Annotated in this window: 22 protein-coding genes, 1 tRNA gene and 2 pseudogenes; 8 read left to right on the top strand and 17 right to left on the bottom strand. The window is 60.9% G+C overall.

Annotation, left to right across the window (positions count from 1 at the left end):
- The first annotated feature begins 358 nt into the window (after positions 1-358).
- On the top strand, positions 359-583 hold the full coding sequence (locus tag ACNAOV_RS03760) for a helix-turn-helix domain-containing protein (protein ID WP_416518012.1): 225 nt from the start codon (positions 359-361) through the stop codon (positions 581-583).
- Between the two features lie 100 nt (positions 584-683).
- Here the strand turns inward: ACNAOV_RS03760 and ACNAOV_RS03755 are convergent.
- Positions 684-760 (bottom strand) — tRNA-Pro (locus ACNAOV_RS03755).
- A gap of 179 nt (positions 761-939) precedes the next feature.
- On the opposite strand from ACNAOV_RS03755, the gene ACNAOV_RS03750 reads away from it, so the two are divergent.
- The 7 genes and pseudogenes from ACNAOV_RS03750 to ACNAOV_RS03720 all read left to right on the top strand — a co-directional run bounded on the left by ACNAOV_RS03750 (position 940) and on the right by ACNAOV_RS03720 (position 8,549).
- Complete coding sequence (locus tag ACNAOV_RS03750) at positions 940-2,370, top strand: UTP--glucose-1-phosphate uridylyltransferase (protein WP_416518011.1); 1,431 nt, start codon at positions 940-942, stop codon at positions 2,368-2,370.
- A 144-nt stretch (positions 2,371-2,514) separates the two neighbouring features.
- Positions 2,515-3,298: pseudogene (locus tag ACNAOV_RS03745) on the top strand (WYL domain-containing protein); the annotation flags it as partial.
- Positions 3,299-3,372: 74 nt separating this feature from the next.
- Positions 3,373-4,470, top strand: a pseudogene (locus ACNAOV_RS03740) (helix-turn-helix transcriptional regulator); the annotation flags it as partial.
- A gap of 21 nt (positions 4,471-4,491) precedes the next feature.
- A complete protein-coding gene (locus ACNAOV_RS03735; RefSeq protein WP_416518010.1) occupies positions 4,492-4,815 on the top strand; it encodes a hypothetical protein in 324 nt (107 codons plus the stop codon).
- A gap of 13 nt (positions 4,816-4,828) precedes the next feature.
- Complete coding sequence (locus ACNAOV_RS03730) at positions 4,829-7,393, top strand: DEAD/DEAH box helicase (protein WP_416518009.1); 2,565 nt, start codon at positions 4,829-4,831, stop codon at positions 7,391-7,393.
- An 84-nt stretch (positions 7,394-7,477) separates the two neighbouring features.
- Positions 7,478-7,825: an RNA polymerase-binding protein RbpA gene (locus tag ACNAOV_RS03725; protein ID WP_029678882.1), complete on the top strand. Its 348-nt coding sequence runs from the start codon at positions 7,478-7,480 to the stop codon at positions 7,823-7,825.
- On the top strand, positions 7,818-8,549 hold the full coding sequence (locus ACNAOV_RS03720) for an HAD hydrolase-like protein (protein ID WP_416518008.1): 732 nt from the start codon (positions 7,818-7,820) through the stop codon (positions 8,547-8,549). The genes ACNAOV_RS03725 and ACNAOV_RS03720 overlap by 8 nt, the downstream gene beginning before the upstream one ends.
- A gap of 260 nt (positions 8,550-8,809) precedes the next feature.
- On the opposite strand, the gene ACNAOV_RS03715 is transcribed toward ACNAOV_RS03720, so the two are convergent.
- The 16 genes from ACNAOV_RS03715 to ACNAOV_RS03640 all read right to left on the bottom strand — a co-directional run bounded on the left by ACNAOV_RS03715 (position 8,810) and on the right by ACNAOV_RS03640 (position 22,238).
- Positions 8,810-9,406 carry a MerR family transcriptional regulator gene (locus tag ACNAOV_RS03715; RefSeq protein WP_416518007.1) on the bottom strand — a complete coding sequence of 199 codons (597 nt, stop codon included), beginning with the start codon at positions 9,404-9,406 and terminating at the stop codon, positions 8,810-8,812.
- Between the two features lie 13 nt (positions 9,407-9,419).
- Positions 9,420-9,863: an FHA domain-containing protein gene (locus ACNAOV_RS03710; RefSeq protein WP_416518006.1), complete on the bottom strand. Its 444-nt coding sequence runs from the start codon at positions 9,861-9,863 to the stop codon at positions 9,420-9,422.
- Positions 9,864-9,869: 6 nt separating this feature from the next.
- A complete protein-coding gene (locus ACNAOV_RS03705) occupies positions 9,870-10,703 on the bottom strand; it encodes a DUF881 domain-containing protein (RefSeq protein ID WP_154313664.1) in 834 nt (277 codons plus the stop codon).
- A 4-nt stretch (positions 10,704-10,707) separates the two neighbouring features.
- Positions 10,708-11,040 (bottom strand): small basic family protein, encoded by a 333-nt coding sequence (locus ACNAOV_RS03700; protein ID WP_015021764.1) that lies wholly within the window; start codon positions 11,038-11,040, stop codon positions 10,708-10,710.
- A 1-nt stretch (position 11,041) separates the two neighbouring features.
- Positions 11,042-11,998: a DUF881 domain-containing protein gene (locus tag ACNAOV_RS03695; protein ID WP_416518005.1), complete on the bottom strand. Its 957-nt coding sequence runs from the start codon at positions 11,996-11,998 to the stop codon at positions 11,042-11,044.
- On the bottom strand, positions 11,991-12,614 hold the full coding sequence (locus ACNAOV_RS03690; protein WP_416518004.1) for a CDP-alcohol phosphatidyltransferase family protein: 624 nt from the start codon (positions 12,612-12,614) through the stop codon (positions 11,991-11,993). Before ACNAOV_RS03690 ends, ACNAOV_RS03695 begins: the two co-directional genes overlap by 8 nt.
- A 4-nt stretch (positions 12,615-12,618) precedes the next feature.
- Positions 12,619-13,470, bottom strand: a complete 852-nt coding sequence (gene hisG / locus ACNAOV_RS03685; RefSeq protein ID WP_416518003.1) for an ATP phosphoribosyltransferase — start codon at positions 13,468-13,470, stop codon at positions 12,619-12,621.
- Between the two features lie 51 nt (positions 13,471-13,521).
- The gene (locus ACNAOV_RS03680; RefSeq protein WP_416518002.1) at positions 13,522-13,785 is read right to left on the bottom strand and encodes a phosphoribosyl-ATP diphosphatase; all 264 of its coding nucleotides are present in this window, start codon (positions 13,783-13,785) and stop codon (positions 13,522-13,524) included.
- A 31-nt stretch (positions 13,786-13,816) separates the two neighbouring features.
- Positions 13,817-14,482, bottom strand: coding sequence for a ribulose-phosphate 3-epimerase (rpe, locus tag ACNAOV_RS03675; protein ID WP_416518001.1), 666 nt, complete (start codon positions 14,480-14,482; stop codon positions 13,817-13,819).
- A 90-nt stretch (positions 14,483-14,572) separates the two neighbouring features.
- Complete coding sequence (lgt, locus tag ACNAOV_RS03670; RefSeq protein WP_029678893.1) at positions 14,573-15,484, bottom strand: prolipoprotein diacylglyceryl transferase; 912 nt, start codon at positions 15,482-15,484, stop codon at positions 14,573-14,575.
- A 37-nt stretch (positions 15,485-15,521) separates the two neighbouring features.
- Positions 15,522-16,412 carry a tryptophan synthase subunit alpha gene (trpA, locus tag ACNAOV_RS03665; RefSeq protein ID WP_416518000.1) on the bottom strand — a complete coding sequence of 297 codons (891 nt, stop codon included), beginning with the start codon at positions 16,410-16,412 and terminating at the stop codon, positions 15,522-15,524.
- A complete protein-coding gene (trpB, locus tag ACNAOV_RS03660; RefSeq protein ID WP_416517999.1) occupies positions 16,412-18,517 on the bottom strand; it encodes a tryptophan synthase subunit beta in 2,106 nt (701 codons plus the stop codon). Before trpB ends, trpA begins: the two co-directional genes overlap by 1 nt.
- Before the next feature lie 64 nt (positions 18,518-18,581).
- The gene (gene hisI / locus ACNAOV_RS03655) at positions 18,582-18,995 is read right to left on the bottom strand and encodes a phosphoribosyl-AMP cyclohydrolase (RefSeq protein WP_416517998.1); all 414 of its coding nucleotides are present in this window, start codon (positions 18,993-18,995) and stop codon (positions 18,582-18,584) included.
- A 140-nt stretch (positions 18,996-19,135) separates the two neighbouring features.
- Positions 19,136-19,912, bottom strand: a complete 777-nt coding sequence (gene hisF, locus ACNAOV_RS03650) for an imidazole glycerol phosphate synthase subunit HisF (protein WP_416517997.1) — start codon at positions 19,910-19,912, stop codon at positions 19,136-19,138.
- Positions 19,913-20,025: 113 nt separating this feature from the next.
- The gene (rlmN, locus tag ACNAOV_RS03645; protein ID WP_416517996.1) at positions 20,026-21,213 is read right to left on the bottom strand and encodes a 23S rRNA (adenine(2503)-C(2))-methyltransferase RlmN; all 1,188 of its coding nucleotides are present in this window, start codon (positions 21,211-21,213) and stop codon (positions 20,026-20,028) included.
- A 35-nt stretch (positions 21,214-21,248) separates the two neighbouring features.
- Positions 21,249-22,238 (bottom strand): phosphatidate cytidylyltransferase, encoded by a 990-nt coding sequence (locus ACNAOV_RS03640; protein ID WP_416517995.1) that lies wholly within the window; start codon positions 22,236-22,238, stop codon positions 21,249-21,251.
- Positions 22,239-22,260: the final 22 nt, after the last annotated feature.

Below are 22,260 nucleotides of genomic sequence, written 5' to 3'. Positions count from 1 at the left end.
CGGCCATGAAAGCCTCAGCTTCGCCGTAGTAGCGGAACAGTTTTCTTCGGGTGGTGCCATCAGTCCTCCATCGCACCTCCCAACGCGACCCTTTCCGAAATCCTTGGCCCTGTATTGCACAGGGACTTTGGCGTTCTCAGGGTCATCCGTGTATTTGGATAGGGAGTGTTTCATATATGCGGACGGCTCCTCCTTGCAGATACGGTCCTGCCCCGTCGTGACCTGGGCGGCCTTCAACCACCTATCGTTTATCCATGCTTTTGCCATGACAACCTCTATGCGTCAGATACCAACTCATTCCAATTAGCGATAACCAGCACGACCCCGAGGCGGCCCACGCTGACGCATAGGAACAGGTATGAACCAAACACACGAGACAATTAGCGAAAACCCGGCCCCGACTCCGGCCAGAATGCTGACGCCAGCAGAAGCGGCAGAGATCCTAGTGATACCGGTAAGCACCCTGAACGCCTGGAGGGCGCAGGAAATCGAGCTCCCATACGTACATATAGGACAACTGGTCAGATACCGGCCCGAGGATGTGGCGGCCCTGATATGCCGTAACACCGTGCGGCCCGAATGAGCTGAAACTCTTCCGAATTGGAGGGCGATGTGCCCGATATGTGCCCGATTCGAGGCATACAAAAAATTCCAAGGCCTAAGACCTTGGAATCGTTGCTATTTGGTCGGGCCGGCGGGATTTGAACCCGCGACCCCTTGACCCCCAGTCAAGTGCGCTACCAAACTGCGCTACGGCCCGACGGTGCATCAGCACCGAGTAGAGATAGTAGCACAGCGTCACCGGGCCGACAACGGTCCGGCGAGTCCTGGCAGACTAGACCAGACAGGCCGGGTCCCATGCTCAACTTGCTATCATGATTCTGGACGGTCGGCGCAACCCGCGTCGGCCGCAAGTCGTCCCAGCCCGGAAGGGGTTCCATGAGCACAGACGTTTTCGACCTTTCGGCCGCGAAGATGCGAGACAAGGGCATGAGCGAAGTCTCCATCAACCAGTTCAAGCACCTCTACGAAACCTGGGAACGGGGAGATGCCAAGGCCTGCGTGCGCGAGAAGGACGTCACCCCGCTCAAGGACGTGCCCCGCACCAAGGACATCCACGACGCCATGGACATGGACATGGCTCTGGACGCATTCTCCCGCACCGCCTTCATCAAACTCAACGGAGGGCTGGGCACCTCCATGGGTCTGGAGAAGGCAAAGTCCCTGCTGCCCATCCGCCGACACAAGGCCCGTAGGATGCGCTTCCTGGACATCATCATGGGCCAGGTGCTGACTGCACGCAAGCGTCTAGGGGTGCCGCTGCCGCTGATCTTCATGAACTCCTTCCGCACCTCACGAGACACCATGCGCGTGGTGAAACAGGATCGCCGCTTCGTCCAGAACGACGTGCCCATGGAGATCATTCAGCACATCGAACCCAAGATCGATGCCGACACCGGCCGTCCTGTCGACTTCCCGGCCAATCCCGACCTGGAATGGTGCCCTCCCGGCCACGGCGACATCTTCTCGACAATCTGGGAGACCGGCCTGCTGGACACACTCAAAAAACAGGGAATCGACTACCTGTTCATCTCCAACTCCGACAACCTGGGCGCCAGGCCTTCAAGGACCTTGGCCGGCTATTTCGCACAGTCCGGAGCGCCCTTCATGATCGAGGTGGCCAAGCGGACCGAGGCAGATCGCAAAGGCGGCCACATCGTCATCGATAAGGCCAGCGGACGCCTCATCCTACGGGAGATGTCCCAGGTGGACCCGCACGACCGCAGCTCGGCCACGTCCATCCGCAAGCATCCCTATTTCAATACCAACAGCATCTGGGTCAGGGTCGATGCCTTGCGTGACAAGCTGGCCGAATATGACGGCGTGCTGCCCCTTCCCATCATCGAGAACCGGAAGACCGTCGACCCCACTGATCCTTCCACCAGACCCGTGGTACAACTGGAGACCGCCATGGGCTCTGCCGCCACGCTCTTCGAGGGAGCCATCTGTGTACAGGTGGACCGTATGCGCTTCCTGCCGGTCAAGACCACCGATGATCTGTTCATCATGCGCTCCGACCGCTTCCATCTGACCGACTCCTATGAAATGGAGGACGGCAACTACGATTTCCCCAACGTCCAGCTGGATGAGCGCTACTACAAGTACATCGCCGACTTCGATGAGCGCTTCCCCTACGGGGTTCCCAGCCTGGCAGCCGCCAACACGGTCACCATCGAGGGAGACTGGACCTTCGGCAGGGATGTGACCCTGTATGCGGATGCCCATCTGAGCGATCAGGGGCGCTCCTCATACGTACCCAATGGTCAGTATGTAGGACCCCAAGGAATCGAACCGGACGAGTGGGTCTAAGGCCGGGCGCATCAGGGTTCAGCCTGTCAAGAAAAGGGACCATATTTGGGTGTTTGGCTCCCACGGTTCTGAAAATCAATCTATGATAGATAGATGTGCGTTAGGCGCACTGATACACAAAATTTTAACGATACGCGAGGACTGATGGCAGAAGGCACGAACGGAAGACGGCGTTTCTCGGATAAGTGGGGCAAGCACGAACTTGATGTCCTGGCCGTCTTATCGTCCGCTTTCCCGCAATGGCTTACATCACGGCAAATAGCGCAACGGGTCAAGGCCTATGCCGACTCTTATGGCGAGCTGGCCGACCAGGCCGCCAAGGCTGCCTTCGCCAAGCAGTTCCAGCGTGACCGGGCCAAGCTGGCGGCCATGGGCATTGCCATCGAATCCCGCCAGCCCGAGTATTCCTCCAAGTCCGAGGGCCAGGATTTCGCCTCCTACCGTCTGCAGCTGGGGGACGAGCCCCGCATCCGTATGCACTTCAACCAGGAAGACATGCCGGTACTGGCCGCAGCCAACTACCTGGCGCGATCCATTGCCATGTCCCAGGAGGCCAGCGAAGAGCCGACCCGACCAGTCTCACGCACCACGCCCCGAGTGCCGCAGGTGCCCATCCCTGGCCTGGGTCTGGACTCCATAGCTCCGGGACTGGGTACTCAGCGTATTCCCGATAACCTGGTCAAGGTCATCGATTCCCGACGCTTCGCCGCCACCGTGGACGTGGACGGGGAGAACCTGAACGTGGCCTATGCCGACTCGGACGATCTGGCCATGTTCGTCCTGGAGCACCCCGATGCCTCCATCGTCAGCCCACAGGAGGCTGCGGATGCTTTCCGGCGCCGTCTGGATGCAGCCACCCGCTTCAAGCTGGCCGACGAGTCGCAGAGCCCCGGCGCGGCAACGGTCATCTCCCCGGAGATCGCCCGGACCAGCGTCGAGCATTTCGCCAGTGACCTGAGCGACGACGACACCGACCTACGGCACGCCCGCAGGGCCAGTGCATCCTCATTCCAGACCGGGTCCGAGGTGGACCGCCGACTGCGGCTCATGCTCTTCCTGTCCGCACACCTGGGCGAGGAATTCTCCCTGGCCGAGCTGGCTGACCGCTTCATCGGCCACCCGAACAGCAAGGAAGAGCTGCGCAAGTATGTCAATACCATCCACAAGGACATCAACACCCTGACCACGGTCTCGGACGACGGGGAGATGGCCGGCAGCCAGTTCTTCGACATCGACTGGTCCCTGTTGGACGACAGCGGCATCGTCTCGGCCACCAACTCACTGGGTTTGGAGCGGCTAGCTGGCATTTCACCCCAGTACCTGAGCATGCTGACCGCCTCGCTCAACTACCTGGCCCATTCGCCCCTGCTGCCCGAAGAGTCCCGCAGCCAGGCCGAGTCCCTCTACCAGCGCCTGCGCACGCATGTTGGGCCGGGCGAGACACCCTGGCTCTCCCTTACCGGGTATGAGACCGAACCCAAGAGTTTCTCGGTGGTGCGCCGGGCCATCAAGACCGAGTCCCTGCTGGATATGGAGTACACGGACGCAGCCGGCCGTACCCGCCGCAAGGTTGTGGCCCCAGCCAAGATCTTCGTGGATGAGGGCGTCTACTATGTCGCCGCCTGGACCGACATCGGTGACGCCGCAGAGGGCACCGAGGCTGCGGACGCTCCCTCGGATTCCAGCCGCCACCTCAAGCAGGGCACCGGGCGCAACCGGCAGTGGCAGGTTCTACGAATCGCCAGAATCGAGCATGCGACCATCGTCAAGCCCAGCCACAAGGTGGAGTTCCCGGACGTACCGGTCAGCGAATTGCGTAAGTGGTCCTTCGACAACGGCACGGCTGCGGTCTTCATCACCGACCGGCCGGACCTGCCCTACATCAAGTCCCTGCCGGGTGCCTCTGTGGAGCCTTGCGGGTCCGGGCAGAAGGTTCACCTGACCGTTTCCTCGGACTCCTGGTTCGTGGCCTTCTGCATCGCCCACGCCAAACACATCACCGCAGTGGCGCCCAAGACCCTGCGCACCATGATCCTGGCCCGTGCCCAGCGCGAGATCACCATCAGCGACGCTCACGACAAGGAGCAGGACCGGCACTAATTCCGGTCGGAAAGGAGTGCCATGCCTGGATGGATCTGGATTCTTCTGGTGATCTTCATGCTTGCCATGCTGATCGGCGGAGCAATCTACGCCATCCGACACGCCATGGCAGCCAGCCGCTCGATCGGGCGGGTCTCGGACGATCTGATCCGTCACATGCCACAGCCCCCGGCAGCAGGGCAGTCACAGGCTACGGATAGGACTAAAGGTCCGGCCTTCGCCCTGCCCCTGTCGCAGTCAACAGAGCGCTACAGCCAGGCCCATGCCCTGGTCCTGCAACGCAAGGAGCAGCGCAGGAGGAACCACGGCCGCATCTGGCGGCGGTGGAAGCAGTTCAATAGGTAGTTCTTGGAGGAACATGTCAGGTCATCGTCACCACGGACAGGATTCATCGACATCCGAACCGGGGCCGGCGGAACGTTACGCCCGTTTCAGTCGTCACCGCAAACGCATGACCGGTGCGTCCGCACGCTTTCAGTCCAAGCTGCCCTTCCCTCTGGACGACTTCCAGCTGGAGGCCATCACCGCCCTGGAGGATGGTGACAACGTCCTGGTGGCCGCTCCCACCGGTGCCGGCAAGACCATCGTGGCCGACTTCGCAGTATTCCTGGCCCAGGAACAGAACGTCAAGACCTTCTACACCACCCCCATCAAAGCGCTGAGCAACCAGAAATACCATGACCTGGTCGACCGCTACGGCGAGGACCGAGTGGGGCTGCTGACCGGTGATACCTCCATCAACTCCGAGGCGGACATCGTGGTCATGACCACCGAGGTCCTGCGCAACATGCTCTACGAGCAGTCCTCCACCCTGACGGCCCTGAAGTACGTGATCCTGGACGAGGTCCACTATCTTGCCGACCGCTTCCGGGGGCCCGTCTGGGAGGAGGTCATCATCCATCTTCCGGCCTCCACCCGGATTGTGGGGCTGTCGGCAACCGTGTCCAACGTGGAGGAATTCTCCGACTGGATATCCTCGGTGCGTGGACGCACCCATCTGGTGGTCTCTGAGCGCAGGCCTGTGCCGCTGGAGCAGCATGTCCTGGTCCAGGCCGACAGACACACCGAGCCCGAGATCCTGGACCTATATCGACACGACGGCTCAGGACGGCAGACGCCAAAGATCAACCCGAGGCTTGTCTCCCGACTGGCTCAGCTGGACAAGGCCGGACAGGAGCGCCTCCAGGTCCGCGACAAGGGGCATCACCATCGCCATGGCCGAGGCGGCAGGCCGGAGCGAAGGATGGGGGAGCGGTATCGTCCAAGCCGGGCCGACGTGGTCGACGAGCTGGACTTCATGGATATGCTGCCCGGCATCTACTTCATCTTCTCCCGCACCGGTTGCGACCAGGCCGTCCAGCAATGCATCCGGGCAGGGTTGCAACTGACCACTGACGAGGAGGCCCGCCGTATACGGCACATCGTGGACTCCATGGCCGCCGGCCAGCTCAGCAAGGAGGATCTCAAGGCGCTGGGATTCTCCCAGTTCCGCTTCGCTCTGGAGCAGGGCTTTGCCGCCCATCATGCCGGCGTGGTCACCCTCTTCCGACAGATAGTCGAACATCTGTTCGAGTTGGGACTGCTCAAGGTGGTCTTCGCCACCGAAACCCTGGCCCTGGGCATCAACATGCCCGCCCGCTGCGTCGTGGTCGAAAAACTGGAGAAGTTCGACGGCACCGGCCATGTAGCCCTGACGCCTGGCGAGTTCACCCAGCTGACCGGTCGGGCGGGCCGGCGGGGCATCGACGACATCGGCCATGTGGTGGTGGTTGATCACCGGGACTTCAGCCCCAAGACCATGGCAGCCCTGTCCAGCAGAAGGGTCTACCCGCTGCACTCAAGTTTCCGGCCCACCTTCAACATGGCCGTCAACCTGCTCAACTCATCCAGCTACAGCCGGGCCAGGGACACCCTGGACCACTCCTTTGCCCAGTGGGAGGCCAATCGATCAGCTTCGGAGCTGGAGGAGCGCATCGAGACCCTGACCAGCGGCCTGGAGGACTACCGGAAGGCAGCCCAATGCAGCCGTGGCGATCTGATCGAGTTCATGCGCATCCGTGCGGCCCTATCCTCGGCACAGAAGAATGATCGCCGCCGCTTGAAGCGTCAAAGGTTTACCAGCGAGAAGGCTCGTGACCGGGCATTCCGTGACCTTGACCTGCACATCGACCAGCTGCGCGAGCAGGAACGCAACCATCCCTGCCGCCAGTGCCCGGACCTGCCCAAGCATCTGCGCTGGGGGAACCGGTGGATCCGCATGGACAAGGAGTTGCAGCACACCCGGGAACAGTACGAGTCCAAAACCGGGTCAGTCTCACGCCAGTTCGACAGGATCTGCCAGATTCTGGCTGACCTGCGCTACACCCGCCCCGTGGAGCCTGACGACTGCCGAATGACCAGGAAAGGCCAGCTACTCCGGCGCATCTACAGCGAGCAGGATCTGAGCCTTGCCGAGATTCTGGATCGGGGCATCCTCGACGATCTGGAGCCGGCAGAACTGGCAGCCGCAGTCTCCGGGCTGGTCTACGAATCCCGCCGTGGGGTAGGGGAGCAGCCGGGGGAGAGGGCCGGGTATCGAGCTCCCAGGTTGGTCGAGGCTATGGAGGATATGAAGCGCCAGTGGTCGCAAGTGCAGGAACGCTGTGATCAGGCTGGATTGGAACTGCCGCCGGAAATCGACTTTGGCTTGGGACCGACCATCTACGACTGGGCATGCGGCGACTCGCTGACCACCATTCTGCATGACAGCGATCTGACGGCGGGGGACTTCGTGCGCAATGCCAAACGCCTGTCCGATGTGCTCACCCAAATCGTCCAGGTGGAACCCTACCTGGGCAGGGGAGGGCATCACCTAGCCAGAACTGCCAGCATCGCCGCAGACCAGGTCAATCGCGGCATTGTGGCTTACACGGGCGTGGAGTGAACACAGGCCCGATCAGGGAATAAGTTTCAGGTCAACACTGTTCTGTAGCTTGGAGGCAGTGACGGACACGAGTATGGAGGAATCATGGCAGAGCGCAGTCTTCGCGGCATGAGTATTGGGGCGAAGTCCCTGGAATCTGATCAGAATGTGGACTTCGCGGCACGCAGCGAGGTCGCCTACATCTGCCCCAAGGGCCATCGGACCATTCTGCCGCTGGCTGAGGGCGCTGAGGTGCCGCAGGAGTGGGAGTGCCGCTGCGGGCAGATCGCTCACCTTGAAGGACATGACGAGCAGGATTCCGGTAAGACCGGCAAGCCGACCAGGACCCACTGGGACATGCTGCTGGAGCGTCGATCCGAGGACGAGCTCAAGGCCGTACTGGACAAGCGCCTGAAAATGCATCGCGAAGGATGGTTCCCCGACTATGAGTAAATCACCGCGCCGTCTGGTTCTTCTGGACCTCGACGGCACCCTGACCGCCTCACACCCAGGCATTATCGCTTCCGTGGTACAAACCTTTAAAGATCTCGGTTATACCGTGCCCGATGAAAGCGAGCTTCGCAGATTCATCGGACCGGCCGTGAAAGTATCGTTGCGACGCAACGGCGTCAGGGAGGAAGACCTCGACAGGGGCGTACAGATATACCGGCGCTATTACAGCGAGATGGCAACATTCGAGGATCCAGAGCATCCTGGACAACACATACCTGGACGCCTGCTCGCCTCCGTCTTCGATGGCATCCCAGAGCAGCTGAATCGTATGCACGAGCGTGGACTGACATTGGCCGTGGCCACCTGCAAACCCGAGTACCAGGCCCTGCCCGTCTGTGACCACTTCGGATTGAGGCCACTGGTAGATGGAGTCTATGGCGCCAGCAAGGACTCCACAAGGGTCACCAAGGATCAGGTCATCACCTACGCGCTAGAGCAGATTGGCTTCAATGCAAAGCTCAGCGACAGGGCCCTTATGGTCGGCGATCGTTGGACCGATGCGGATGGTGCGCAGGAAACCGGTCTGGACTGTCTGGGATGCGGCTGGGGCTATGCCGAGCCCGGAGAACTTGAGTCCCACGGATGCTACCGAGTCATCGATCAAGTCGACCAATTGTCCCAGGCCGCCGAAGATTACTTCGATAACGATCAAACTCAGCACTGAGTCGACCAGAACTGTATCCTGCCTTTTAGGACCACCTAGGGCCACCCAAGATTACCTGGGTGGCCCTTTGCAATCTTTGAGTGAAGCTAGTGAAGCGTCACCAAGTTTGACCACAATAGATCGACCATGAATCTCTGGAAAATGGCAAAATCATAATCATGATCTAATAGGCCGATAATGTACGTTATGTCAAATTACTTATTGTTTTTCTCCCCTGTTTTGGCCGCGCTGCATGCCGTCGCACAATGTTGTCCCATCAATCATGCAGCCCGCTGGCGCTGCTCGTGCTGGTGCTCCAGTCGTTGACGCAGGCGCATGGCCGTCAGCTCGTCAATGGGCCGCTCAGGAAGTCCTGGGGTCAGCTGTCCAGTAGTCAAATCCACATGGTCACAGGTTTGCAATTCCAGATCCATACGATGCCAGATTGCGCCCACAGAGATAGCAAAAACGGCGCGCCCGGACTGCATCAAGGCGAAGACCTGATCGGGGCCTGTGCATTCGGTTACCTGATCACCGTCGCAGACCACGGTCACATGCTCAAGCTGACCGACGGTACGACGCTCAAGGTAAGTCACGGTGCTTGTAGCGTTGACCAGATTGACACCTGCATCCAGAAGCCGCTTAAGGACAGCCAGGATGACCACGTCTTTGAAGGAATAAAGCCTGCGGGAGCCTGACCCGTGCGAAGCCTTGATCGAGGGCTCTACGATTCGTTTGCGTGCCCAATAATCAAGCTGCCGATAGGTGATGCCGGCCACCTTGGCCGCAACCGTGCCTCGATAGCCACGGGTCGTGCCCTCGGCCTGCTCAGGCGAAAAGAGTTCCCCCTGCACCAGCATCGGCACCTCTTCGGCCATGTCAAGCCCCCTGTCAGTTCTTGGCGATGACTGCCCGATTATCGAAGTAGACCAACCGGAACTTGCCGATCATAATCTCGTCGCCGTTGTGCAAATCAGCCTGGTCCACGCGTTCACGGTTGACGTAGGTGCCGTTGAGGCTGCCCGTATCTTCGACACGGAAGCCGTCATCGGTCCTTACGAATATGGCGTGCGCCCGGGAGACCGTCGAGTCATCCAACAGAATGTCGGCCTTCGGATCGCGGCCTACGCTGACCTGGTCCTCGTCCAACAGATAGCGCGATCCCGACACCGCTCCCCTGGTAGAGATCAGCAGGGCTGTACCCTCGGGCAATCGGGCCATGGTTTCCAAATCGTCCTTGGTCAGTGGACGGTCACCGTTGGAGGTGACTGGAATGTTCAGGGCCGGCATGCCGATGATGGTCGTCTCGCCCGCAGTGGGAATAGGTTCTGTCATAACTGCCTATTCTACAGGCTTTGCATACTGGTAGTCCTGCACGCGTCGAACCTGGTCGATTTTGACACTATCGGACTGATCCACGGACACGGATGCATGGAATTGCACCTTGATCCGCGAGCCCACTCCCCCGGCGATCTGAATGGCGTTCTGCAGACTGTCCGGATCCCCGATGGCCTTGACGACGTAGGGGCTGTGCAGCTTGGCATGATCGCACTGCAGGCCGGTGCGGGTATCCAGCAGATAGGTGCTCGTGACCACCCGGACATCATTGAAGGATATGACCTCGGCCCCGGCGTTGCGCAGCTCCTCAATCAGGTTGAACATGGTGGAGGCATCCACACGATCACTGTCCTCGGTGACCGTCACCACCACTCCCCTGCCCTGGGCCGGCAGCCGTCCGGACAGGATGCCGCTGCTCTGCTCGTTCTGCTGTGCGATGCGGGCTGCCTCCTTCTGCTTGTCGGCGGCGGACTTGATGGAGGTCAGCTGCTGGTTGAGCTGGCTCTTGCGCTCCTCCAGCTTATCGACCTGGTTGCTGGTCTCGTCCAGCACCCGCACCAGCTCTTCCTCAGACAGACTCTGGTAGGAGGACTGGTTATTGCGCACCTGGACAGCGTACCCGAAGCCCAGCAGGGCGCACATAAGGGCTACCAGGACGCTGGTGACCAGCCTGACCCTGGTGGCGTTGGAGTTGAGCGTGCGCAGAGGACGCCGACGGACCACCGGAAAGGCGCCGGTCTGCGTATCGTCGGATGGAGCCCTTACCCGCCCAGGCCGCCTTGGTGGAATGCTCTTGGGCATCTGTTCATCGCGTTTCTTCCTGAGGGTATGTCTCATATGCTCACCCCTTGAAAATGAAACGTCGAATGGCGGATACGTTGGAGAAGATGCGGATGCCCAGGACCACGATGACAGCCGTGGACAGCTGAGATCCCACGCCCAGCTGGTTGCCCAGGAAGACCAGAAGGGTGGCCGTGATCACATTGGAGATGAAGGAGACCACGAAGACCCTGTCCGAAAAACTGCGCTCGAAGTAGGAACGGACCGCGCCCATCAATGCATCCAGGGCGGCCACCACCATAATGGGCAGGTAGGGCTGCAGGACGATGGGAATGTCGGGCTTGAGAAAGATGCCCGCCACCACGCCTAGAATCAGGCCGAGAATTGCCGACATGTCAATGACTCCTTCCGGCATAGGACAGATTGGGCAGACCGACGGCATCCAGGTTCAGCCGTCGCTGCTTGTTCACATTGACGGTGATATTCGCATTCTTCAGGTCACGCAAGCGACTTTGCAAATCGCTGCGAGACATCAGATCAGACAGGGCACCCTGGTCTCCTATGGCTTCGATCTTGTAGGGGGCCTCGATGGAGGCGGTACCCACCAGGATGGTCTGACCGGCCGTGCGCACTGATGTCTGTGTTCCTATTCTATTGCCGTTGATGGCGATGGCCTCTGCTCCTGCAGACCAGAGTTTGGTCAGAAACCACTGCAGGTCCTGGTCGGTGACCAGTTTGATCTGATCGGCATTATCCCGGGAATCCTTGGAGGCTATAGGGTTGGCCAGGGTGATGACGATGCCCTGGCCCTGCACCTTGCTGGTGCCGTTGGTCAGATCGTCGGCTGTCTGCGTGCCGTCCTGGCCTTGGCCGCCCACTTGACCCGAAAGCGTGTCGATATTGCCGTTAAGGTCCGAAATCTGTCCGTTAAGGTCGTTGGCGCGCTTGCTGACTGCTTCAACCTGGGTAATCAGCTTTTCGCGCACCTTCTGACGCGGGTCCCTGTGGAGCACTTGCACTATGCCAGTGCCGGCCAAGCCGACCAACACGCAGATGACGAAGACCAGAATCCTGTTCACCCACACGCTCACCGGTGATCTACGCTCAGCGGGCAACAGGCGGGCATCCTCGAACATGGGATCCATGGGGCGGTTGGTCAGGTCATCGATCAGCCTCAGGGACTCATCGGCCATGCGCCGCCGGATGGACTCCTGGGAGGGCTCAGAGCTCTCCTCATCCACATAGTGGCGTTCCAGGCCGGCACTGGAGTGCGAAAAAGCCGCCCGCCGATGAATGAGGGCACGGTCGGGCGGCACGGGGAAGGACTCAGGCGTCATCTGCGGTTCAGTCATCGTGGCGGTCCTGACGGTCCTGGCGAAGCAGCCCGATGCCTTGACGTGCGTAGATCAGCCCTGCCAGCCAGTAGAGCGCCACACCCCAGATGACGGCCGCGAGAGCCACCAGATGGAAGACGCGGAAGAAGGCAGAGGTGCCCACATCCGCGAAAATCAGAGCAGGTATGGCCAGCATGAGCACGGCCGTCCCGGTCTTGCCCGCGAAGTGCACCGGCAGAGGGCCGTAGTTGTGTTGGGCAAGAGCCAGAACCAGCAGTCCCATGAGCACATCCCTGGCACCGACCAGAGCCAGAAGCCACCAGGGCAGTATGGAGGCGATGCTCAGAGCCAGGACGGAACAGAGGATGAGCAGACGATCGGCCACCGGGTCAAGAATCTGACCCAGCTTGCTGACCTGGTTGAACCTGCGAGCAATGATTCCGTCCACACCATCCGAAAGGGCCGAAATCAGCATGACCACCAGGGAAATGATCAGATGCCGGTTGGCCACCAGGTAGGCAATAAGAGGTATGGACAGGATGCGAAGCAGGCTGATGACATTCGGTACGGTGAAAATTACCGACCGCGGCTCAGGGCTGTACCTGCTGCGTGAAATTCGATCAATCAGTGCCATCCGACTACATTCTAGAAGCTTGAAGGGCTGTTACAAGGATGGCGCGCGCACCAATCTCATAGAGACGGTCCATGAGATTGTTCACCTGATCCCTGGGTACCATGGCCCTGACAGCCGCCCACTGCTTGTCGTGCAGGGAGGAGACTGTCGGAGACTCGTAACCGGGCGTGATGCCTACAGCCATGGCTACACGCTCGACCGGGATGTCATAATCCATCAACACATAGCGGCGGGCTGTCAGCACACCCTCCAGCCTGCGGGACATGACCGCCAGACGCTCATCATTCGGATCCAGGTGCGGGGACCTGATGAGAATCCCCTCGGATTTCAGGATGGGATCGCCGAAGACGCGAAGCCCGGCGTTGCGCAAGGTGGTGCCGGTGGAGACCACATCAGCGATCAGATCGGCCACGCCAAGCTGGACGGAGGACTCCACCGCCCCATCCAGGTGGATCAGTTCCGCCTTGAGTCCCTTGCCGGCCAGGTAATCGCCAAGAAGCCGGTCGAAGGTGGTGGCGATCCGCTTGCCGTCCACATCCTGCAGACTCCTGATAGCGCTGACCTCGGGAGCGGCGAACCTGAAGGTTGAAGCGCCGAATCCCAGCTGGGTGACCTCTACAGCCCCGGTACCCGAGTTCAGCAGAAGATCACGCCCGGTGATGCCCAAATCAATGGTTCCCAGGCCAACATAGACCGCTATGTCGTTGGGCCTTAAGTAAAAGAGCTGGATGTCGTTGTCGACGTCATCGACCACCAGCTGCCGATCGTTGGAACGAAGACGATAGCCAGACTCTGACAGCAGCCTCCATGCGGGCTGGGACAACATGCCTTTATTGGGCACCGCGACCTTCAACACGGCCAACCTCCTAATTGCGGAAGCGAATCTACTGCGGGATGGGATTGGAAGTCACAGGTACCTGTAGACATCCTCCAGGGTGATGCCCCGATCGATCATCATGACCTGGATGTGATACAGGAGCTGGCTCATCTCCTCAGCCGTCCGCTCCTTGCCCTCATACTCAGCGGCGATCCAGGTTTCTCCGGCCTCTTCATTGATCTTCTTGCCGATGAAATGCGTGCCCTTGTCCAGCTCTTCAACAGTCAAGGATCCTTCCGGGCGCTCCTTGGCCTTGGTCGAGAGCTCCTCAAACAACCCATCGAAGGTCTTCATCTGGCTATCTCCATTCTTCCTGCAAAACCTGTCAGTCCTTGTAGCTTACCTGCGCGGCCTGCCTGATCTGGTCAATGGCCTTGGCCGGGTCGTCAGCACCGTAGACCGCTGAGCCCGCCACCAGCACATCGGCTCCAGCCCCTGCCACGATGGGAGCCGTGGTGGGGCTTACCCCGCCATCCACCTGGATGTGCGTCTTAAGGCCCCGGGCGGTGATCTGGTCACGCAGGCGGCGGGTCTTCGGCATCTGATTGTCCAGGAACTTCTGGCCGCCGAAGCCTGGCTCCACGGTCATGACCAGAATCATGTCAAACTCATCCAAAATATCGAAGATCGGTTCCACAGGCTCGGCGGGGCGCACGGCCAGGCAGGCCTTGACCCCCATGTCGTGCAACTGGCGGGCCAGACGGACCGGGGCATGGACGGCTCCGGTATGGAAGGTGACGGAGGCGACACCCAGCTTGGCGAATTCAGGAGCCCAGCGGTCGGGGTCCTCAATCATCAGATGCACGTCAACCGGCAGGTCGGTCACCTGGCAGATGCGCTCCACCACAGGCTCGCCAAGCGTCAGGTTGGGAACGAAATGGTGGTCCATCACGTCCACGTGGACCATATCGGCATTGGCAATAGCCTTGAGATCCCGCTCCAAGTTGGCGAAATCGGCGGAAAGAATGCTGGGTGCTATCTGAATGCTCATGGAGATTATTCTATGTTGTACGGAAGACGGGTGGCACCGGTTTGTGGCTCAATTGCACAGGTCCCGGCCCTTGGGTGGCCGACCACTGCCCTACTTGCTCTGGGCCTCGGATTCCTGACGGACCTCGAGCTCGGTGATGGTCCTAAGTTTTTCGGACAACAGGGAGGTCGGCTTGCCCTTGCGCGCTATGAGGACGAAGGCTGCGGCCGCCAGGAAGAAGACCGTCATGGACACCCAGACGTTGACTCTGACACCTAGGAATTCGTGGGCGAAGTCGATGCGAAGGGCCTCGATCCAGGTGCGCCCCAGGGTGTACCACATGACATAGAGGGCGAAAAGGGATCCGGCTTTGAGGACGTTCACCGCCTTGTGGCCGATCCAGACCAGGAGGGCTGCGCCGATCAGGTTCCAGATCATCTCATACAGGAATGTGGGCTGGAAGAGGGTGCCGGTCGGGCAGGTGGCCCCGTCATAACACTGTTCGCTGCTGCCGATGGCGGAACCTGCCGCGTCGATCTTCAATCCCCAGGGCAGCGTGGTGGGAGCCCCGTAGAGCTCCTGATTGAACCAGTTGCCCAGCCTCCCGATGGCTTGGGCCACCAGAAGGGCAGGAGCCACGCTGTCTGCCAGCAGGGCGGTCGGGTAATTCTTGTGACGGCACCAGGCCCAGGCTGCCAGAGCTCCCAGGAGGACCGCACCCCAGATGCCCAGCCCTCCACGCCAAATGCGCAGGATGTCTGCCGGGTTGCCGTTGGCTCCGAAGTAGCGTTCGGGGGTGGTGATGACGTGATATAGCCTTGCACCGACGATGCCGGCCGGTACCGCGCAGATGGCGATGTCCAGAATCTGGTCGGTCCTGCCACCCTCCTTCTTCCAGCGCCTGGCCGTGATCCAGGCAGCCACGATGATGGCCAGGAGCATGGTCAGCGCATAGAACCTGATGGTGACCGGCCCCAGTTGGAAGCTGGATATTCCCGGCGATGGAATGTAGGCAAGCGTCATAAAGCCCCAATCTAGCCCCTGGACCTTACAGCCCCACTCACTTCCTGGACTGGGAGATGCCCCAGCGTAGATCTGAGCAGACCTCAGCCAGTGCCTCCAGAGCCTTTCTGCGGTCCTTCCGCGGCCTGCCCTCGTCATCCAGAAGGCAGTGGACCAGAGCCGAGCCGACGATGACCCCGTCCGCGTAGGCGCCGACCTGAGAGGCCTGCTGGGCGGTCGAAACCCCGATGCCCACGCAGACATAAGGAGCACCCGCATGCCTGACCCGAGCCACCAGGTTCTGGGCTGAATTGGACATGCTGGTCCGCTCGCCGGTCACTCCCATCCGTGAGGTCGCATAGACGAAGCCCCTGGCAGCCCGGGAGGTGAGCTGCAGACGTGCATCGGTGGAGTCGGGCGAGACCAGATAGACCCGATCGAGGCCATAGCGGTCCGACTGCTCTATCCATTCCCCGGATTCGTCGACGATCAGATCCGGGGTGACCAGCCCGGACCCACCGGCCTCGGCCATGCTCTGTGCAAAATCCGCCACACCGTGATGCAGTATCAGATTCCAGTAGCTCATGACCAGAGCCCTTGCGCCGTCCGCCTGAACCTGACGCACCGCATCGAAAACACCCTCGACCTTGACGCCATTGTCGATGGCGCACTTGCTGGCCGCCTGGATGACCGGACCATCCATAACCGGGTCACTGTATGGCAGTCCGATCTCGACGATATCGACCCCGCTTCTCACCATGACCCTCATGGCCTCCAGGGATGTGGGCACATCTGGGAATCCATAGGGGAAATAACCGATAAAGGCCGGCCTGCCCTGCTGGCGGAGGGCCTGCAGCGTGGACGCCACCGGGCTGGTCGCGCGGCTGAACCCCTTGGGCTGGACAGGTTGGACGGGGGCTTTCTGCCATTGCCATTGCTGGTTGACCATCAACGGGCCTCCTCTTCTGCTTCATTGCTCTTGGCGTGCCCGGCCTGGGCTTCCAGAGCGCTGGCCTCCTGCTCGGAAAGGTAGCCGAACCATCTGCCCGCCGTGGCCACATCCTTGTCGCCCCTGCCGGAGATGTTGATCAGAATGACAGGATTCCTGATTCCCTTGCGCAAAAGGTCGGTTGCCGCCTTGCTGGCTCCGGCCAAGGCATGCGAGGACTCCAGGGCGGGGATGATGCCCTCGGTCCGGCAGAGGTCGCTGAAAGCCTGCATGGCCTCCTTGTCGGTGGCATAGTCATACTTGACCCGGCCTAGGTCGTGCAGCCAGGCATGCTCAGGTCCCACCGAGGCGTAATCCAGACCGGCGGAGATGGAGTAGGTGTCCATGGTCTGGCCCTGGTCGTCCTCCAAGAGATAGGACTTGGTCCCCTGGAAGACGCCGACCTGACCGGTGCCGGGCGACAGGCGTATGGCGTGCTCGCCCGAACCGGGCCCGTTCCCGCCGGCCTCGTAAGCATAGAGGGAGACCCGGGGATCGTCCAGGAAGGTGTTCATGATGCCGATGGCGTTGGAACCTCCGCCGACGCAGGCCACAACCCCGTCAGGATGGTCGATGCCGTATGCGGAAAGCTGGGCGGAGGCCTCTTCGCCGATGATCTTCTGAAAATCCCTGACGATGGTCGGGAAGGGGTGTGGGCCGGCCACCGTGCCCAGCAGGTAGTGGGTGGACTCCACGTTGGTCACCCAGTCGCGCAGGGCCTCATTGATGGCGTCCTTGAGAATCCTGGTACCGGTGGTCACCTCGACGACTTCGGCTCCCAGCATTCGCATCCTGGCCACGTTCAGGGCCTGTCTACGGGCGTCGACCTGCCCCATGTAGATTCGGCACTTGAAGCCCAGGAGGGCGCAGACCGTAGCCGTCGCCACGCCGTGCTGCCCGGCGCCGGTCTCCGCGATGACCCGGGTCTTGCCCATGCGCTTGACCAGGAGCCCTTGGCCGAGTGCGTTGTTGATTTTGTGGGCGCCCGTGTGGTTCAGGTCCTCCCTCTTCAGGAAGACCCTGACCTGACCGCCGACCCGGTCGCTGATCAGCTCGGCGAACCTGGGAGCCGGCGTCAGGGCCGAGGGACGCCCCACATAGACCCGGTTGAGCCTGTTCAGCTCCTCACGGAAGGCCGGATCGGCCTTGGCCTCCTTGTAGACCCGCTCCAGCTCGTCAAGGGCGCCAACCAGGGCCTCAGGAACGAAACGTCCGCCATAGGGGCCGAAATAAGGACCGTCATGGGTCGAGAGGGGCCTGGCCTCGGCGGCCTTAAAGCGGTGACCAGCCTGAACCAGCAGGCGGACCGTCCCTTCCTGGTCCTGGGAGGTGACCAGACCTTCACCTATCAGGACCGCATCGGCACCTGCCCGGGCATAGCGCTCCAACTCGACCGTCCCGAACACTCCGGACTCGGCCACCTTGACCACGTCCTTGGGCAGGTTGGAGGCCAACCGGGCATACTGGTCGACATCAACGCTCAGGTCCTTCAGATTCCGGGCATTGATGCCGATCACCCTGGCGCCGGCCGCAATGGCCCGCTCGATCTCCTGGCGATCATGCGTCTCGACCAGGGCGGTCATACCCAGGCTCCCGGCCAGGTCGAGCAGGTGCTTGAGACGGGTGTCATCCAAGGCAGCCACAATCAGCAGGATCATATCGGCCCCATTGGCCCTGGACTCCCAGACCTGATAGTCGGAAACAATGAAGTTCTTGTTGAGCACGGGAATGCCCACGGCCTGTCTGACCTGCCGCAGATCCTCCAAGGACCCCAGGAAGCGCCTGCCCTCGGTCAGGACCGATATGGCCGAAGCGCCCCCGTTGGCATACTGCCGGGCCAGGGCGGCGGGATTCTTGATGTCGGCAAGATACCCCTTGGAGGGCGAGGCGCGCTTGATTTCCGCGATTATCGGAATGCCGACGCTTTCCCTGAGCAGGCGGGCGGCGTCCAGAGGTTTGCGCTTCATACTCCTGACCTGTTGCTTGAGGCTTTCCAAGGGAATCGTCTGTACCCGGCTCCTTGCATCCTCCACGGCGCCGGCCACCAGTTCATCCAAGACGGTCATAGAGCCCTTCCCTCCAGTTTCCTGTATGTTCCCTGCCACAACCTTAGCGTCTTTCTGCACTGGATTACCCTTCCTCACTCTGCATTTGTGCCTGCGTACGGTTGCCTTGCACCGCCGGCAAGGGTCCTCCGGCTTCAAAACACGACCTGCTTCCGGTGTGGCAGGCCGCCCCCACCTGGTCCACTTCGATAAGCAGCGCATCCCCGTCGCAGTCGATGCTGACTCCCTTGACGTATTGGACATGCCCGGAGGTGTCTCCCTTGCGCCAGTATTCCTGTCTGGAGCGGGACCAGAAGGTGACTCTACCCGTGGTCAGGGTTCGTCTCAAGGCCTCCTCATCCATGTACCCGACCATGAGGACCTGACGGCTGTCATACTGCTGGACCACAGCGGCAACAAGTCCCTTGGCATCCTTCTTGAGCCTGGCCGCTATGCTCGGATCCAAACGTGCTTCCTGGTCCTTCGAAGACTGTGACATTGATCCTCATTCTCCTGATTTGTCCGACTTACCTTTGTCAGTTGATTGTTCAAGGTATGGGTATGGTTTCCCGATGGCTGCCAACACGGTCTGCAAATGCCATGCACCGTGCGGTGCCGAAATTATCTGCGTGGATTGGTTCAGGCCTGCCATCGAACCGGATACCCGGCCGCATGGAGCGCCTGCTTGACGTCCTGGATGGACACCTGGCCGAAATGGAAGACGGAAGCCGCCAGGACAGCATCGGCTCCGGCCTTGACAGCAGGAGGAAAATCGGCGGCCTTGCCTGCCCCGCCGCTGGCGATGAGCGGAAGGGATACGGCCTTGCGCACGTCGGAGATCATCTCCAGATCGAATCCCTGACGGGTGCCGTCCGCATCCATGGAGTTGAGGAGGATCTCGCCGGCCCCAAGTTCCTGGGCCTGCTTGACCCAGTCGATGGCATCGATGCCGGTTGACTGGTGGCCGCCCATGGTGGTTACCTCATATCCTGAGGTAATCCCCCTTGCATCGGATCGGCGGGCATCGACCGAGAGCACCAGCACCTGGCGGCCGAACCGCTGTGCGATGTCGCCTATGACCTGCGGATTGGCGATGGCTGCCGTGTTGATCCCGACCTTGTCTGCCCCGGATCTCAGGAGAGTGTCGACATCCTGCGGGGTGCGCACGCCTCCGCCGACGGTTAGCGGAATGAAAATCTGGTCGGCCGTGCTCTTGACCAGGTCAACCATGGTGGCTCGCCCGCTGCCCGAAGCGGTCACATCCAGAAAGGTCAGTTCGTCGGCTCCCTGTTGGTAGTAGGCGGAAGCCAGTTCGACAGGGTCACCCGCATCGCGCAGGTTCTTGAAGTGGACGCCTTTGACCACACGGCCCTGGTCGACATCAAGACAGGGAATGACACGAACCGCTACCGTCATGCGACCTGCCTTCCTGCCTGAACCGAATTGTTTGAGTCACGACACTAGCTTCTGCGGTGTCTGAAGACTGCCGCATGTCCACACTATGGCATGACCACATTGCAAACGCTGAATCAGGCCTGGAGCTTGACGGCCTTAGCTGCCAACTGTCCGCAGGCGCCGTCGATGTCCGATCCGCGGGTGTCCCTCATGGTTGCAGTGATGCCGGCCTTGTGAAGGATGTCCAGGAAGCGCTGCTCATCCTCAGGCTTGGAGGCCGTCCAACGAGACCCCTCAATCGGATTCAAAGGTATGGGATTGACGTGCGCCCAGTCGTCCCCGTAGTGGTTGAGGCGCTTGGCCAGAAGGCGGGCATGCTCGGCCTGGTCATTGATGCCGCGCATCAGGGCATACTCGATGCTGACCCGTCTGCCGCTGGCCAGGTAGTAGTCGTGAGCTGCATCCAGAACCTGGGTGGTGTTGAAGCGGCGGTTCATGGGAACCAGCTCGTCGCGCAGCTTGTCGCTGGGAGCATGGAGGGAGACGGCCAGACGAACCGGGATTCCCTCTTTGGTCAGTTTGCGGATACCGGGGACCACGCCGACCGTGGAGACGGTGATGTTCCTGGCCGAGATGCCGAATCCCTTGGGTGGCAGGGCGCTGATCTGCCTGACTGCGGAAAGCACAGCCCGGTAGTTGCCCATGGGCTCGCCCATCCCCATGAAGACAATATTGCTCAGGCGCCCGGGTCCTCCGGCGACCTGTCCGGACCTCATCATCTTGGAGGCGGCCCTGACCTGTTCCAGAATCTCACCGGTCGACATGTTCCTGGTCAGTCCCAGCTGACCGGTGGCGCAGAAGGGGCAACCCATGCCGCAGCCGACCTGGCTGGAGATGCAGAGGGTGGCCCTGGAGGGATAGCGCATAAGCACCGATTCGATCCTGGACCCGTCGAAGAGCTCCCAGAGGGTCTTGATGGTGGTACCCTGATCCGCCTTCTGAACGGTGACCGGGGTGATCAGTTCAGGGAAGAAGCGGCGTGCGGCCTCCTGACGGCTAGCTGCAGGAAAGTCCGTGAAGTCGTCCGGGTTGGTGGACAGGTGATTGAAGTAATGGTTGGCCAGCTGCGAGACACGGAATTTCGGCAGGCCCAGTTGGGCGCAGATCTCCTGACGCTCCTGCTGGTCCATGTCCGTAAAGTGGCGCGGCGGCTTGCCACGCCTAGCATGGTCGGCCGCCAGCACGTCGCGGAAAGCGCCATCCTTGCCTCCGGGGGTGATGCCGGTCTCAGGCTCGGCACCGGTCATATCGACATCCGTCATACCTCTACCTCATCCTGTATCGCCATCAATTCCAATCACAGGCCAGTGACCAAAAGAACCAGTGTGATGAACGGTGCGGACATGAGGATGGAATCCACCCTGTCCAGCACCCCGCCATGACCCTTGAGCAGATGGCCCATGTCCTTGATCCCCAGGTCGCGTTTGATCAAGGATGCGCTCAGGTCCCCTAGAGTGCCTGTGGCTCCGACCATAATGCCCATGAGCAGGGCGACCCACCAAATCCGTCCCCAATCCGCCATGGGATAGGTGGCCGCAAAGATGACCAGGGCGCCGATCAGACAGCAGAGCATGGAGCCTGCCAGTCCCTCCAACGACTTACCGGGAGAGATGCGGGGCGAGATCTTGTGCTTGCCGAAGAGCGAGCCGAAGAGAAGTCCGCCGATGTCGCTCAAGGCAGGCAGGAAAATCACCATGAAGGCATGTGCGGCAGGATGCCCGCCGAAGGTGGTGGGCAGGGTTATCAGACAGGCCAGAAGGGTGATGTAGACAACCGTGAGGAGGGTGACACCCACATTGGCCAGGCTGCTTGATCGGCTGTTCCCCTCGGCGGCACCGTAGGAGGCATCGGCCATGGTCTGCGCATCCTTGCCCGAGAGCTTGGCGTTCACTGCCTTGAGCAGACGGCCACCCAGGCGATGGTTGCGTGTGGCCGCAAGAGCCCCGACCAAGGCAGTCACCAGAACACCGGCAGTCATGGCCGCCACATGGTCCGGCGCGTAGAAGGAGGCCAACATGGTGGCCGCCGAGCAGATCCAGAGCTCGACCACCGGTATATGCAGGCCCGCCGTGGCAAAGTCCACCCTGAGCTCCCAGAGCCCCAGGGTCATGAAGATCACGATCAGGTAGATGAATGCGTCGATGCGCACCAGGATGCAGGCCAGGATGATGACCACCAGAAGCGCGCCAGTGGCCACCGCCTGCGGCATGTTGCGCCCGGTTCGCTTGTTCAGGGTTGCGACGGCATCCTGGCCTGCCTTCTCGGCGGAGCTTTCCTTAGTACTCATGAACAGTGGATCCTCCCCGAGC

This window comes from Bifidobacterium asteroides (assembly GCF_048001765.1).
Taxonomy (GTDB): Bacteria; Actinomycetota; Actinomycetes; order Actinomycetales; family Bifidobacteriaceae; genus Bombiscardovia; species Bombiscardovia asteroides_K.
This window is presented reverse-complemented; position numbering and strand designations above follow the sequence as displayed.